We start from the raw sequence: 15142 nt of genomic DNA, 5'->3' as shown, positions 1-15142 counted from the left end.
CAAAGCCTTTTCTATATTCGCAGAAAAGCGAAAATGCGCTAGCCGACGCGGAACTGGCCCGGGGTGACGCCGGTGCGCGATTTGAAGTGGCGCGTGAAATGTGCTTGATCGGCGAAACCGCATTCCATGGCGACATCGGCCGGCATGCGGCCCTCCCTGAGCAATCGGCGGGCAACGATTACGCGCCGATCGGTCAGAAAGGCATGGGGCGTAATATGATATTCCCTGCGGAAAGCGCGGATCAGGTGCGCGCGGCTCAGCCCCGCGACCTTGGCCAATTCCTCCAATCCGACATCGCTGTCGAAATTCTCACTGAGGTAATCGCGGGAGCGCGCGACGGCGCTACGCTCCTTGGTATCGACGGGAAGGACGATCGTGCTGCCGTAGCGCGCAAAGAGCGCCGCCAGCACCGAGAACATGCCTTCATCGGATTCCAGCGCGCCAGCGCCGCTCTCGAGTGTGCGGTGCGCCTTCTGGAAGGCGCTGGCAAGCTGCGGATCGCGCAACAATGAACCGGCAAAGGATGGCGTCGCGTTGAAGGCCTTGCCCGTGACGTCTTCCAGAATGTCGACGAAGAGCTTCGTGTCCGGGTAGATCATGCGGTAGCGATAGCCTTCGTCGCCCGGAGCGCCGTCATGCACCATGCCAGGATTGATCAGATAGAGATCGCCCGGTCCGGCTTCTTCCCGCCTGCCGAGCAGTGTGGTGATCTGGCTGCCTCTTTCAATCGTCCCGATGCTGAACGTGTCATGCGCATGCGGCGCATATTCATGCGTCACGAAGCTTGCGCTCAGGCATTCCATGCCGCGAAAACGACCGTCCCGCCAGAAGCGGGTCGATTCCACCTTGGCAAGCGGCATGGCGTCAGCCGCCTCTTTCTGCGAAACGTTCTGCATCCCCGCACATTAGCGCCCCGACTCCCGCACGTCTTGAACAAAAGTGATCGCGTGTGGGAAAGGCTGGTATTCACCTGTCCGCGCTTTCTCTTTGCCACAATGCTCTCTAAAGTGCGCTGAACAACTTCCCTTTCATCGCGGCGATTCATGACAGATTTTTCCCTCCCCTTCGAAGACGATGATGCTTTTGCTTTCGCCGGCCTGCGGCTGACGGTGGATCTCGGCGCGCTCGTCGAAAACTGGCGCGACCTGGCTCGGCGTTCGGGCAAGGCTCGCACGTCGGCTGTCGTCAAGGCGGATGCATATGGGCTGGGGATCGAGGATATCGGCGAAACGCTTTACGCCGCCGGCGCGCGCGATTTCTTCGTCGCCACCGCCGATGAAGGCGCGACATTGCGGCTCTATGCTCCGGAAGCGCGCATATTCGTCTTAAGCGGCATCTGGCCGGGCATGGAGCGCCGGTTCTTCGAGAACGATCTCGTGCCCGTCATCGCCTCGGAGGAGCAACTGACCTTCTGGATGGCGGTGCTATCGGAGTATGGCGACTATCCCTGCGCCCTGCAGGTCGACACGGGCTTCAACAGGCTCGGGCTGCCGATGGACGATGCGATCGCGCTTGCAGACGACGTCTCCCGTCCGGCAAGCTTTGCGCCCGTTCTCGTAATGAGCCATCTCGCCTGTGGCGACGATCCGTCCAATGCGATGAATAAGCAGCAGCTCGAGGCCTTCCGCAAGGTCAGCACCGCCTTCGACGGCATAGAAGCAAGCCTCGCCAATTCGGCCGGCATCTTTCTTGGATCGGACTATCATTTCGACCTCACCCGCCCCGGCATTGCCACCTATGGCGGCGAGGCGGTTCCCGGCATGGCCAATCCGATGCGTCCGGTGGCGACGGCGGAGGCGCGGATCATCCAGACCCGCTCGGTGAAATCAGGCGAAACCGTGGGGTATGGCCGCGCGCTTCAATTGACCCGCGACAGCCGGCTGGCGATCGTCTCGGCAGGCTATGCCGATGGCTATATGCGCAGCCAGTCGAGCGGCGGCGTGCCGCTACGCCAGGCCGGCGTCGCAGGCGGTCATGGCTTCATTGCCGGCCACAAGGTGCCCGTTGCCGGCCGCATCACCATGGACCTCACCATCTTCGACGTCACCGACCTGCCGGAAAACCTGGCTCGCGCCGGCGACTATGTCGAGCTCTTCGGCAGCAACATCCCGGTCGACGAGGCCGCAAGGGCGGCTGGCACGATCGGCTACGAGATGCTGACCAGCCTGGGGCTGCGGCACGAGCGCCGGTATATCTCGGAGGAGGTCGAGGCATAGCCTCAGCGCGCGCTGATTGCCAGCCGGAGGCCGAGAGCCACAAACAGCGTGCCGAGACCACGATCGAGCCACAGGCCGAGGCTGCGATTGCGCCGGAGGGCTTCGCTCAGTCGGCCGCCCAGCAGGATGAGCGGCGGCTCTATGAAGGCGGCCACGACGATGATCAGGCTGCCATGCAGCAAAAGCTGCGCCCAGACCGGACCGGCGCCTTCGACGACGAATTGCGGCAGGAAGGCCAGAAAGAAGATCGCGACCTTCGGATTGAGCAGCGAGACCATGATGCCTTGCCGATAGATGCGGCTAAAGGACAAGGCCTTGCCCGCCTCCTTGATCCAGGCCCCCTCGCCCTTCGAGCGTAGCGCCTGTATGCCGAGCCAGATCAAATAGGCGGCGCCGACCCATTTGACCGTCGAGAAGGCCAACGCGGAAGCCGCCAGGATCGCCGACAGGCCGGCGGCGGCCATCAGCACATGCAGGCACGCGCCGCTCCAGATCCCGAACAGGGCCGCAAAGCCCGAGCGCATGCCGCTTCTGATCGTATGACCGAGAATGAAAGCGATATCCGGCCCAGGCGACAGATTAAGGAGCGTTGCGGCGGTCAGAAACGCGATCCAGTGAGCAAGTGTGTAGTCAAACATCGATCATCATCCATAAAACCCGGCATAAAAACTGACACGATCACCGTTGATACGGAAATCATTAGTTTTGATAGGCCGGGAAAGACATTATCTGACAGCCGATCGCGATTCGTCGCGAAAAGCGAAGCATTTGAACTTGAGAACAGCATCCGATGGCTAAAGCCCGCACACAATTCATCTGCCAGAACTGCGGCACGGTCCACAATCGCTGGGCCGGCAAGTGCGACAACTGCGGCGCATGGAACACCATCGTCGAGGAAGATCCGTTGGGCGGGATCGGTGGCGGCCCGGCAAGGACGCCGAAGAAGGGCAAGCCCGTAACACTGACGACGCTCTCGGGAGAGATCGAGGAAGCGCCGCGCATCCATACCGGCTTATCCGAACTCGACCGCGCGACTGGCGGCGGTTTCGTCCGTGGCTCTGCCGTTCTCGTCGGCGGCGATCCCGGCATCGGCAAGTCGACGCTGTTGATGCAGGCAGCAGCCGCGCTCGCCCGGCGCGGGCACAAAATCATCTATGTCTCCGGCGAAGAAGCCGTGGCGCAGGTTCGCCTGCGCGCCCAGCGACTGAAGGCGGCCGACACCGAAGTGCTGCTCGCGGCGGAAACCAATGTCGAGGATATCCTGGCGACGCTTTCAGAAGGCAAGCGGCCGGATCTCGTCATCATCGATTCCATCCAGACGCTGTGGAGCGAACTTGCCGAATCCGCGCCCGGCACGGTCACGCAGGTGCGCACCGGCGTCCAGGCGATGATCCGCTTCGCCAAGCAGACGGGCACTGCGATGGTGCTTGTCGGCCACGTCACCAAGGACGGCCAGATCGCCGGACCGCGCGTCGTCGAGCATATGGTCGATGCCGTCCTCTATTTCGAAGGCGATCGCAGCCATCACTACCGCATCTTGCGCACGGTGAAGAATCGCTTTGGCCCTACCGACGAGATCGGCGTATTCGAAATGTCCGACGCCGGCCTGCGCGACGTTGCCAACCCGTCCGAACTCTTTCTCGGCGAGCGCAACGAAAAGTCGCCTGGGGCGGCCGTTTTTGCAGGGATAGAGGGCACGCGCCCGGTGCTTGTCGAGGTACAGGCTCTGGTCGCGCCGACATCGCTCGGTACGCCGCGCCGCGCCATCGTCGGCTGGGATTCGGCGCGCCTGTCGATGATTCTCGCCGTTCTGGAAGCACATTGCGGCGTGCGCCTCGGCCAGCACGATGTTTACCTCAATATTGCAGGCGGTTATCGCATTTCCGAGCCGGCTGCGGACCTTGCCGTCGCTTCTGCACTGGTTTCCTCCTTGGCCGGTCTTGCCCTACCCGCCGATTGCGTCTATTTCGGCGAAGTCAGCCTGTCGGGCGCCGTCCGGCCGGTTGCGCACACTGCCCAGCGCCTCAAGGAAGCTGAGAAGCTGGGATTTTCCGGGGCCGTCCTGCCTGCCTCTTCCGCCGACCTGCCGAAAGTCAACGGCGGACGCTGGAGCGAGATCGACAGCCTACCGGATCTGGTGGCGCGCATTGCTGGATCAAAGGGCGCGCTCAAGCGCGCGGAAGACGAAGACTGAGCCTTACTTCAGCCGTTCTTGGCGAGGATGAGGCTCATGATTGAGGCCGATGCCCAACCATGAGGTTTGGCAAGTCTTGAAGTGGATTTTAGATGCCCATTACGATTTTCGACGGTATTGTTATCGGCGTTCTTCTCTTCTCCGCCGTTCTGGCCATGGTTCGCGGCTTTTCGCGCGAAATCCTATCGATCGTCAGCTGGGGCGGCTCTGCGGTCGCCGCCTACTATCTTTATCCGCTTCTCGTTCCCTATGCCCTGCAATACAAGGCCGATACCAAGATCGCGACGATCGCCTCGGCCGCCGTCATCTTCCTGCTGGCGCTGATCATCATTTCCTTCATCACCATCCGGATTGCCGATTTCATCATCGACAGCCGCATCGGCGCGCTCGACCGGACGCTCGGCTTCCTCTTCGGCGCGGCCCGCGGCCTGCTTCTGATGGTCGTCATCGTGGCCTTCTGGAATTGGCTGGTGGCCCCTGCCGCCCGTCCCGATTGGGTCAACAACGCCAAGTCCAAGCCCTTCCTGGATTCGATGGTCGAAAAGCTGAAGTCGGCGCTTCCTGAAAACGTTCAGGCGATGCTGCCGCCGGAGATCATCAACAAGATCGCGCCGAACCAGCAGCAACAGACGCAGCCGCAGACAGGTGGCGACAACACCGCGCCGAACGACGCCGCCCCATCGGATGATGCACCCGCGCCGCAGACAAACAATTAACGGTGTGTTTACAGGCTTGACCCGCCGCGCGATAATCGCCATTTGAGCGGCAAGACACTTGAAGATCCGGCCCGATATTTTTTCCGGCCGGATTTTCAGCTATTTTAACAAGCAGTCGTGACGCCGCCCCGATCCGCCCACGTTGAGAGCAAAGGCAAGCAGCCATGAACCATTCCCTTTCTATCGAGGATGATATCAACGGCGACACGCTGCACGAGGAATGCGGCGTATTCGGCATTCTCGGACACCCGGATGCGGCGGCATTGACGGCGCTCGGCCTGCACGCTCTCCAGCATCGCGGCCAGGAAGCGGCCGGCATCGTCTCCTTCGACGGTCAGCGCTTCCATTCCGAGCGACGGATGGGCCTTGTCGGCGATCACTACACCGATCCCGCGACGCTTGCCCGCCTGCCCGGCGACCGCTCCATGGGCCATGTGCGCTACTCGACGACGGGCGAGACGATCCTGCGCAATGTGCAGCCGCTGTTTGCCGAGCTGGAAGTCGGCGGCATCGCGATTGCCCATAACGGCAATTTCACCAATGGCCTGACCATGCGCCGGCAGCTGATCGCCGACGGCGCCATCTGTCAGTCGACCTCGGACACGGAGGTCGTCTTGCATCTCATCGCCCGTTCAAAGCAGGCCTCCTCCTCCGACCGCTTCATCGATGCTATCAGGCAGATGGAAGGCGGCTATTCGATGCTCGCCATGACGCGCACGAAGCTGATCGCCGCCCGCGACCCGATCGGCATCCGGCCGCTGGTCATGGGCGAGCTCGACGGCAAGCCGATCTTCTGCTCGGAAACCTGTGCGCTCGACATCATCGGCGCGAAATACGTCCGCGACGTCGAAAACGGCGAGGTCGTCATCTGCGAGATCCAGCCCGACGGCTCGATCACCATCGACGCCCGCAAGCCCGAAGCTGCGAAGCCCGAGCGGCTCTGCCTGTTCGAATATGTCTATTTCGCCCGCCCCGATTCCGTCGTCGGCGGCCGCAACGTCTATGTTGCGCGCAAGAACATGGGCATCAACCTCGCCAAGGAAGCTCCCATCGAGGCCGATGTCGTCGTGCCGGTGCCGGACGGCGGCACGCCGGCGGCGATCGGCTATGCGCAGGCAAGCGGCATTCCCTTCGAGCTCGGCATCATCCGCAACCACTATGTCGGGCGCACCTTCATCGAACCGACGCAGCAGATCCGCGCCTTCGGCGTCAAGCTCAAGCATTCGGCCAACCGCGCCATCATCGAGGGCAAGCGGGTCGTGCTGGTGGATGATTCCATCGTGCGCGGCACGACCTCGGTCAAGATCGTGCAGATGATCCGCGAAGCCGGCGCCCGCGAGGTGCACATCCGCGTCGCCAGCCCGATGATCTTTCATCCGGACTTCTACGGCATCGACACGCCGGATGCCGACAAGCTGCTCGCCAACCAATACAGCAGCCTGAAGGCCATGTGCGATTTCATCGGCGCGGATTCGCTGGAATTCCTGTCGATCGACGGCCTCTATCGTGCCGTCGGCGGCGAGCCGCGCGACAATGCGCAGCCGCAGTTCACCGACCATTATTTCACCGGCGATTATCCGACCCGCCTGCTCGACAAGGAAAGCACCAGCAACGTGCGCAAGCTTTCCGTTCTCGCCAGCAACGGCTGACCTCAGCCACGGTTGACGGGGGCATTCCTGCCTCCTTTTTCTCTTCCACGCATTCGGATCAGGACAGCATGAGCGTCAATCTCAAGGACAAGATCGCCCTCGTCACCGGTGCATCGCGCGGCATCGGTTATTTCACGGCATTGGAATTGGCCAAGGCCGGCGCGCATGTGATCGCCTGCGCCCGCACGGTCGGCGGACTTGAGGAGCTGGACGACGCCGTCAAGGCGGCAGGTGGCTCCGCGACCCTCGTTCCCTTCGATCTCGCCGACATGAATGCCATTGACGCACTTGGTGGCTCGATCTTCGAACGCTGGGGCAAGCTCGACATCCTCGTCGCCAATGCCGGTGTGCTCGGCGTCATCTCGCCGATTGGCCATGTCGAGGCCAAGGTGTTCGAGAAGGTGATGACCATCAACGTCACCGCGACCTGGCGGCTGATCCGCTCCGTCGAGCCGCTGCTGATGCGCTCCGAAGCGGGACGCGCGGTTATCCTGTCGTCTGCCGCCGCCCATCGCTGCCGGCCCTTCTGGGGTCCCTATTCCGCATCCAAGGCGGCCGTCGAAGCGCTAGCGCGGACATGGGCCGGGGAAACGGAGAGCACGCCGCTACGCATCACCAGCGTCGATCCCGGCGCCACCCGCACCGCCATGCGCGCCCAGGCCATGCCCGGCGAAGATCCGGATACGCTGCCGCACCCCCGCGACGTCGCCCAGGCGATCCTGCCGCTCGTCGGCCCCGACGTCACCGAAACCGGCAAGCTCTTCATCGTGCGCGAGAACAAGCTCGTCGGCTATCGGATGCCGGAATAAAAAACACCTTCGCGCGGGCGAAATTCGCGCGCAGCACGCGTTGAGTGTTTCGCCGTAAGGCTTACGCTTTGCCTTCGCTCGGGGCGCTCCGAACGAACGCCTGTCGCTCCTTCATCCGACCCTTCGGGCCACCTTCTCCCCGAGAGGAGAAGGAGAGATTGGGCTCTTGACCAATCACCGTAGTCGAGCGATAAAGCCTGCCATGAAAACGGTTATCTGCATTATCTGCCGGAAAATTATTCGCTAGCGTTTCGCTGGCCTGGCCGTTTTCGTCTCCCAAAATCCAAGATGACAAACGTCCGGCCTGCCGGTGACGGTATTTTTCGGATTTATGCCTTGGGAGAGTGAAATGGGCGCCGAGCCGCAACTGAAGTTCTACAACACGCTGACGCGCGAAAAGGTCGATTTTCAGCCGATCGATCGCAATAACGTCCGCATGTATGTCTGCGGCCCCACGGTCTATGATTTCGCCCATATCGGCAATGCCCGCCCGGCCATCGTCTTCGACGTGCTTTTCCGGTTGCTGCGGCATGTCTATGGCGAAAGCCATGTCACCTATGTCCGCAACATCACCGATGTCGACGACAAGATCAACGCGCGCGCGCTCCGCGACCATCCCGGCCTGCCGCTGAACGAGGCGATCCGCCTGGTGACGGAGAAGACCGAGCGGCAGTATCGCGAAGATACGACTGATCTGGGCTGCCTGGAACCGACGGCGCAGCCGCGCGCGACTGATAATATCGCGCAGATGATAGCGATCATCGAAACGCTGATCGCCAAGGGCCATGCCTACCGGGCTGCCGGCGAAGTGCTGTTCGACACCAAGTCGATGGCCGATTACGGCCAGCTTTCGAAACGCAATCTTGACGAGCAGCAGGCGGGCGCCCGCGTCGCGGTGGACGAACACAAGAAGAGCCCCGGCGATTTCGTTCTCTGGAAGCTGTCGGATGAGAACGAACCCGGCTGGGAAAGCCCGTGGGGCCGCGGCCGTCCGGGCTGGCATATCGAGTGCTCGGCCATGAGTGGCCGCTATCTCGGCGACGTCTTCGATATTCATGGCGGCGGTCTCGACCTGATCTTCCCGCATCATGAGAACGAGATTGCCCAATCCCGTTGCGCGCACGGTACGCATGCGATGGCAAATGTCTGGATGCATAACGGCTTCGTGCAGGTCGAAGGCCGCAAGATGTCGAAATCGGAAGGCAATTTCGTCACCATCCATGAGCTGCTGCAGACGGAAAAGCTCGGCGGCCGGACATGGCCGGGCGATGTGCTCAGGCTTGCCATGCTGATGACGCATTATCGCGAGCCGATCGACTTCTCGGTCAAGCGCCTCGAGGAAGCCGAACGGCTGATCGCCAGATGGCCGGCGGCGGATGCCAGCGGCGCTGCGCCGGATGCAACGATCCTCGCCGCCCTCGCCGACGATGTCAACACCGTTGCCGCCATCCAGGCGCTCCATGCGCTGGCACAAGCGGCCAATGCCGATGGAAGCCTTTTGCCTGTGTTTGCGGCCAGTGCCGATCTTCTCGGCCTGCTGCCGAAGAAGGCGGAGGTCGATGAAGCCGTCGTCACGGAGATCGATGCCAAGGTGCGTCAGCGGCTGGAATTGCTGAAGGCGAAGAACTTCGCCGAGGCTGACAAGCTTCGCGAAGAACTTGTGGCAAGAGGTGTTCAACTCAAGGACGGCAAGGATGCGGCGACGGGTGAACGCATCACGAGCTGGGAGGTCAAGCGGTGAGTCTGGTTACCCCCCTCTGTCACTTTCGTGACATCTCCCCCACAAGGGGGGAGATTGGGGGGAGTTTGCCGCGCGTTTTCAGTCCAAAACTAACGTCCCCGACAGAGGCAATATGCTTCCGTATCGCTGCAAATGAAGATCGAAAGCGAGCGGCTCGCCGCGAACAATCTCCCCCCTTGTGGGGGAGATGTCACGAAGTGACAGAGGGGGGTACCCTGCCGCATACTCCAGTCCCACCGAAGGTCCGGACTAACGCACGCCGCATGCGCAAGGTCATGACCGACGCGGAACTTCGGCTGTGGAACGAATTGCGCGCCCACCGCCTCATGGGCCTCGGCTTCCGCCGCCAGCTGCCTATCGCGGGATACATCGTCGATTTCGCCTGCCCCACTGAAAAACTCATCGTTGAAGTCGATGGCTCGCAGCACGCAAACGACCGCGATCAAGCTTACGACCAAGTTCGCACTCTTCGCCTCAAAGCAGAAGGCTGGACTGTTCTGCGCTTCTGGAACGACGACGTCCTGAAAGACATAGATAATGTCTGCATGCATATCCTCATCGTCGCTGGAAAGGATAGATCATGACCGTCTCGACCTACACCGGCGGCTGTCAGTGCGGCGCGGTTCGCTTCCGGGTGCGGGGCGAGCTGAAGGATGCGTCGATCTGTCATTGCCGCATGTGCCAGAAAGCCTTCGGCGCCTATTATGCGCCGCTGGTCTCGACGCGTGGTGCCGAACTCACATGGACACGCGGCGAGCGGAAAACGTTCCAGTCTTCCAACTGCGTCAAGCGCGGCTTCTGCGGGGATTGCGGCACGCCGCTGACCTATGAGGCGCCGGATGGCATCGCGGTCGCGGCCGGCGCCTTCGACGACCCTTCGAAGCTGCCGCCTGTCGTGCAATATGGCACGGAAGCCAAGATCGGCTTCGTCGATCGCCTGCATCTGCTGCCGGGGCACAGGACGGAAGAGGATGCGGAAAACGCGCCCTTCGTACTGGAGCTTGTGTCGTATCAGCATCCCGATCACGATACGGCGGCATGGCCACCGGAGGCTGGCAAATGACAATCGCGGAGACATATAGCGGTGGATGCCAATGCGGCGCGGTTCGCTATCGCGCCACCGGCGCGCTCGGCTATCCGCATCTCTGCCATTGCCGCATGTGCCAGAAAGCCTCCGGCAATTATGCCCTGCCGCTGGGCAGCGCCAAGCGCGCCGACTTCGAGCTGACGCGTGGCGACCCTTCATGGTTTCATTCGTCCGATCTCGTGCGCCGTGGCTTTTGCGGCACCTGCGGCACCCCGTTGTTCTATGATATTCCAGGCACGGATTTCATCAATGTGACGCTCGGCTCGCTGGACGAGCCGATGGCGGTGCGGCCGGTTTCGCAGTCGAATCTCTCGGCAAAGATGCCCTGGTTCCATGCGCTCGACGTGCTGCCTGCGGAGGAAGACGAAGACGGTTCCGATCGTGCCCGGGCGATCCGCTCATCCAACCATCAGCATCCCGATTACGATACCCCAAGTTGGCCAGAGGAGAAGCGTCATGACTGAAGCTACCAGAAGCGGAGGATGCCAATGCGGCGCGGTGCGGTTTCGCATTCGCGGCCAGCTCGGCCGCCCCTCGATCTGCCACTGCCGCATGTGCCAGAAGCAGTTCGGCAGCTTCTTCTCCGCCCTCGTCACGGCACCTGAAGAAAGCTTGGAATGGACGCGCGGCGGGCCGACCTATTTCCAGTCGTCGGTCAATATCGACCGCGGTTTCTGCAAGAACTGCGGCACGCCCCTGACCTATCGTCATCCCGGCGGCCTCGAAATCGCCATCGGCGCTTTCGACGTGCGCGACGATCTGGCGCCGCAGATCCAGGTGAACCATGCCTCACGCCTGCCCTGGGTGGAGACGATCTTCGAAAAGCCCGTCCATCAGGATCCGGACTTCTACTCGCGGCAGGAGCAGATCATCTCCTTCCAGCATCCCGACCACGATACGGATATCTGGCCGGCGGAAGGGCTGAAAATATGACCGAGATATTGCGCACGTTCTATCCGGAAATCGAACCCTACGCCTCCGGCCATCTCGATGTCGGGGATGGTCATGTGATCTATTGGGAACGTGTGGGAACGCCTGGCGCCAAGCCGGCCGTCTTCCTGCATGGCGGGCCGGGCGGCGGCATCTCGCCGAGCCATCGCCGCGTGTTCGATCCGGCGCTTTACGATGTGACCTTGTTCGACCAGCGCGGCTGCGGACGGTCGACGCCGCATGCTGGCCTCGAAGCCAACACGACCTGGCATCTGGTTGAGGATATCGAGCGGCTGCGTGACATGGCCGGCGCGGAGAAATGGCTTGTTTTCGGCGGCTCCTGGGGCTCGACGCTGGCGCTCGCCTATTCCGAAACGCATCCGGAGCGGGTTTCCGAACTGGTCGTGCGCGGCATCTACACGCTGACGAAAGCCGAGCTCGACTGGTACTACCAGTTTGGCGTGTCCGAGATGTTCCCCGACAAATGGGAACGCTTCGTAGCACCGATCCCGCCGGAAGAGCGGCATGAAATGATGGCCGCCTACCACCGCCTGCTGACGCATCCAGACAAATCAGCCCGCCTGGAGGCCGCCAAGGCATGGTCGATCTGGGAAGGCGAGACGATCACCCTGCTGCCGGAGCCGTCCGTCAGCGCCCAGTTCGAGGATGCGGAATACGCACATGCCTTTGCCCGCATCGAAAACCATTTCTTCGTCAATGCCGGCTGGCTCAAGGAAGGCCAGCTGCTGCGCGACGCTTACAAGCTGAAAGACATCCCCGGCTTCATCGTTCACGGCCGCTACGACATGCCCTGCCCGGCAAGATATGCCTGGGCATTGCACAAGGCCTGGCCGAAAGCGGAGTTTCATCTGATCGAGGGCGCGGGCCATGCCTCGTCCGAGCCTGGCATTCTCGATCAGCTGATCCGTGCCACGGATAGGTTTGCCGGGAAAGCATCGGCCGAGTAGGGCCCCTCACCCTAACCCTCTCCCCGCCCTTCGACAGGTTCAGGACGGGGAGAGGGAACGACCTCAAAAGCCCCTTCGCCCCGTGTAAACGGGAGAAGGTGGACTCGAACGGTTTAGCAAGGCGAAACCGAGAGAGGACGGATGAGGGGCACTCCATTATCAAGAACCGGTTCGCCGGAGGAAACAGTATGACACGCGAAAAAATCTATCTCTTCGACACGACGCTCCGCGACGGGCAGCAGACCCCCGGCATCGATTTCTCGGTCGAGGACAAGATTGCCATTGCGACCATGCTGGACGAATTCGGCCTGGACTATGTCGAGGGCGGCTATCCCGGCGCCAACCCGACCGACACGGCTTTCTTCAACGAGAAGCGCACGAATTCGGCTTCCTTCGTCGCCTTCGGCATGACGAAACGCGCCGGCATTTCCGCCTCCAACGATCCGGGCCTTGCGAGCCTCCTGCAGGCGAAATCCGATGCCATCTGTTTCGTGGCCAAAAGCTGGGACTATCACGTCAAGGTCGCGCTCGGCTGTACCAACGAGGAGAACCTCGAAAGCATCGCCGAGAGCGTCAAGGCGGCCATCAACGCCGGCAAGGAAGCCCTGGTCGATTGCGAGCACTTCTTCGACGGCTACAAGGCCAATCCGACCTATGCGCTTGCCTGCGCCAGGACGGCCTATGACGCCGGCGCGCGCTGGGTCGTGCTCTGCGACACCAATGGCGGCACGCAGCCGCCGGAGGTCCGCGCCATCGTCGAGGCCGTCATCGCCTGCGGCGTTCCCGGGCACTGTCTTGGCATCCATGCCCACAACGATACCGGCCAAGCGGTTGCCAATTCGCTCGTCGCCGTAGAAGCCGGCGTGCGTCAGATCCAGGGCACCTTGAACGGCATCGGCGAACGCTGCGGCAACGCCAACCTGATCACGCTGATCCCGACGCTGGCGCTGAAGAGAGCCTATAGCGAGCGTTTCGAAACGACGATCGATGCGGAGCGGCTCCTCGGCCTCACCCGCCTTTCGCACGCCTTCGACGAGCTGCTGAACCGCTCTCCGGACCATCAAGCGCCCTATGTCGGCGCCTCGGCCTTTGCCACCAAAGCCGGCATCCATGCCTCGGCGCTGCTGAAGGATCCCCGCACATACGAACATGTGCCGCCGGAAAGCGTCGGCAACTTCCGCAAGGTCATGGTGTCCGATCAGGGCGGGAAGTCGAACTTCATCAACGCCCTGAAGCGGCGCGGCATCGAGGTCGGCAAGGACGACCCCAAGCTCGACCGGCTGATCCAGATCGTCAAGGAGCGCGAAGCGACGGGCTATGCTTACGAAGGCGCTGATGCGAGCTTCGAGCTGCTGGCGCGCAGCACGCTCGGCACCATCCCGGAATTCTTCGCGATCGACGGCTTCCGCGTCATGGTCGAACGCCGCTTCGATTCCCACGGCCGGGTAAAGATCGTATCGGAAGCGGTGGTCAAGATCATCATCGACGGCGAGACCATCATGTCGGTCGCGGAAGGCGACGGCCCGGTCAATGCGCTCGACCTGGCGCTGCGCAAGAATTTCAGCAAATACCAGCATGAGATCGACGATCTGGAACTGGCGGATTTCAAGGTGCGTATCCTCAATGGCGGCACGGAGGCCATCACCCGCGTTCTGATCGAATCCACCGACAGCAGCGGCGTGCGCTGGTGGACGGTCGGTGTGTCCGAAAACATCATCGACGCCTCCTTCCAGGCGCTGATGGATTCCGTCATCTACAAGCTGATGAAGAACCGGCATATGGCGGGCAGAATAGCGGCGGAGTGATCCGCCGCTCATCAAAAAGCTTGACGATGCCGTCAAGGAAATGAATTGGCCACACGGCATGCGTTGGAGTAATCCCGTCTCAAATAACAGAGAGTGACGGGAAAATTCATGGCCACCGATGCGGTCCAACCGGAAATCAAGAACAGCGACGGCGCCCGGGGTTTCGGCTTCGTGCTGACGGCCTACCTCTTCTGGAGCGTGCTGCCGCTCTATATGAAGGCGCTGGCGCATATCCCGGCTTTCGAGGTCATCGCCCATCGCATTGTCTGGTCGGTTCCGGTCGCCGGCATCGTACTGCTGGCGCTGGGACGCCTGGGTGATGTGAAGGCGGCGTTTCGCAACCCGCGGACAATCGCCATGGCGTCGCTGACGGCGACGCTCGTCACCATCAACTGGGGAACCTATGTCTGGGCGATCGGCGCCGGCCATTCGCTCGACGCCGCGCTTGGCTATTTCATCAACCCGCTGTTCAGCATCGCGCTCGGCGCGATCCTCCTCAAGGAAAAGCTGGCACCGACGCAGATCGTCGCGATCGGCCTGGCGGCGATAGCCGTCGTCATCCTGACCATCAAGGCCGGCACCCTGCCCTGGGTCGCGCTGTCACTGACCTTCTCCTGGGGCTTCTACGCCTTTTTCCGCAAGACGCTGCCCGTCGGTGCCAATCAGGGCTTCTTCATCGAGGTGCTGTTGCTCTGCATTCCGGCGATGCTTTACATTCTCTATTTGGAGACGCGCGGCGAAGGCCATTTCTACCAGACCGGCCTGTCGGACACCGCGCTTCTGCTCGGCTGCGGGCTTGTGACGGCGCTGCCGCTGATGATTTTCGCCAACGGCGCGAAGCTTCTCAGAATGTCGACCATCGGCATCATGCAGTACATCGTGCCGACGATGGTTTTCCTGATCGCCGTCTTCCTGTTCAAGGAACCTTTCGGCACGACGCAGCTGATTGCCTTCTCGCTGATCTGGGCCGGGCTCATACTCTACAGCTGGTCGATGCTGCGTCAGAGCAGAGGGCGCTAACGGCGCG

At 61.9% G+C, this 15142-nt stretch carries 15 protein-coding genes; 13 read left to right on the top strand and 2 right to left on the bottom strand.

Annotated elements, in window-relative coordinates; genetic code table 11:
- Positions 1 to 38: 38 nt before the first annotated feature.
- The gene (locus CCGE531_RS06510) at positions 39 to 860 is read right to left on the bottom strand and encodes an AraC family transcriptional regulator (protein ID WP_120666564.1); all 822 of its coding nucleotides are present in this window, start codon (positions 858 to 860) and stop codon (positions 39 to 41) included.
- Positions 861 to 1043: 183 nt separating this feature from the next.
- Here CCGE531_RS06510 and alr point away from each other — a divergent pair, with 183 nt between their 5' ends.
- Complete coding sequence (gene alr / locus CCGE531_RS06505) at positions 1044 to 2216, top strand: alanine racemase (RefSeq protein ID WP_120663457.1); 1173 nt, start codon at positions 1044 to 1046, stop codon at positions 2214 to 2216.
- Between the two features lie 2 nt (positions 2217 to 2218).
- On the opposite strand, the gene CCGE531_RS06500 is transcribed toward alr, so the two are convergent.
- Entirely contained in the window at positions 2219 to 2854 is a 636-nt protein-coding gene (locus CCGE531_RS06500; RefSeq protein ID WP_120663456.1) for a LysE family translocator, read from the bottom strand.
- Between the two features lie 152 nt (positions 2855 to 3006).
- Between CCGE531_RS06500 and radA the strand changes: the two genes are divergently transcribed.
- The 12 genes from radA to rarD all read left to right on the top strand — a co-directional run bounded on the left by radA (position 3007) and on the right by rarD (position 15135).
- Entirely contained in the window at positions 3007 to 4410 is a 1404-nt protein-coding gene (radA, locus tag CCGE531_RS06495; protein ID WP_120663455.1) for a DNA repair protein RadA, read from the top strand.
- A gap of 92 nt (positions 4411 to 4502) precedes the next feature.
- Positions 4503 to 5126 (top strand): CvpA family protein, encoded by a 624-nt coding sequence (locus tag CCGE531_RS06490; protein WP_120663454.1) that lies wholly within the window; start codon positions 4503 to 4505, stop codon positions 5124 to 5126.
- Positions 5127 to 5290: 164 nt separating this feature from the next.
- Entirely contained in the window at positions 5291 to 6775 is a 1485-nt protein-coding gene (gene purF / locus CCGE531_RS06485; protein ID WP_120663453.1) for an amidophosphoribosyltransferase, read from the top strand.
- A gap of 68 nt (positions 6776 to 6843) precedes the next feature.
- A complete protein-coding gene (locus tag CCGE531_RS06480) occupies positions 6844 to 7584 on the top strand; it encodes an SDR family NAD(P)-dependent oxidoreductase (RefSeq protein WP_120663452.1) in 741 nt (246 codons plus the stop codon).
- Between the two features lie 349 nt (positions 7585 to 7933).
- Positions 7934 to 9325 (top strand): cysteine--tRNA ligase, encoded by a 1392-nt coding sequence (cysS, locus tag CCGE531_RS06475; protein ID WP_120663451.1) that lies wholly within the window; start codon positions 7934 to 7936, stop codon positions 9323 to 9325.
- Positions 9326 to 9540: 215 nt separating this feature from the next.
- Positions 9541 to 9909 carry a DUF559 domain-containing protein gene (locus CCGE531_RS06470; protein ID WP_120666562.1) on the top strand — a complete coding sequence of 123 codons (369 nt, stop codon included), beginning with the start codon at positions 9541 to 9543 and terminating at the stop codon, positions 9907 to 9909.
- Complete coding sequence (locus tag CCGE531_RS06465) at positions 9906 to 10388, top strand: GFA family protein (RefSeq protein ID WP_120663450.1); 483 nt, start codon at positions 9906 to 9908, stop codon at positions 10386 to 10388. Before CCGE531_RS06470 ends, CCGE531_RS06465 begins: the two co-directional genes overlap by 4 nt.
- Positions 10385 to 10876 carry a GFA family protein gene (locus CCGE531_RS06460; protein WP_245458997.1) on the top strand — a complete coding sequence of 164 codons (492 nt, stop codon included), beginning with the start codon at positions 10385 to 10387 and terminating at the stop codon, positions 10874 to 10876. The genes CCGE531_RS06465 and CCGE531_RS06460 overlap by 4 nt, the downstream gene beginning before the upstream one ends.
- On the top strand, positions 10869 to 11345 hold the full coding sequence (locus CCGE531_RS06455; protein WP_120663448.1) for a GFA family protein: 477 nt from the start codon (positions 10869 to 10871) through the stop codon (positions 11343 to 11345). The genes CCGE531_RS06460 and CCGE531_RS06455 overlap by 8 nt, the downstream gene beginning before the upstream one ends.
- Positions 11342 to 12310, top strand: coding sequence for a prolyl aminopeptidase (pip, locus tag CCGE531_RS06450; RefSeq protein WP_120663447.1), 969 nt, complete (start codon positions 11342 to 11344; stop codon positions 12308 to 12310). Before CCGE531_RS06455 ends, pip begins: the two co-directional genes overlap by 4 nt.
- 188 nt (positions 12311 to 12498) lie before the next feature.
- Positions 12499 to 14115, top strand: coding sequence for a citramalate synthase (gene cimA / locus CCGE531_RS06445; protein ID WP_120663446.1), 1617 nt, complete (start codon positions 12499 to 12501; stop codon positions 14113 to 14115).
- Between the two features lie 108 nt (positions 14116 to 14223).
- Positions 14224 to 15135: an EamA family transporter RarD gene (gene rarD, locus CCGE531_RS06440; protein ID WP_120663445.1), complete on the top strand. Its 912-nt coding sequence runs from the start codon at positions 14224 to 14226 to the stop codon at positions 15133 to 15135.
- The last annotated feature ends 7 nt before the right edge of the window (positions 15136 to 15142 follow it).

The organism is Rhizobium sp. CCGE531 (assembly GCF_003627795.1).
In the GTDB taxonomy this organism is placed as follows: Bacteria; Pseudomonadota; Alphaproteobacteria; order Rhizobiales; family Rhizobiaceae; genus Rhizobium.
The sequence above is the reverse complement of the archived record's forward strand: the minus strand, read 5'-3'. Positions and strand labels throughout refer to the sequence as shown.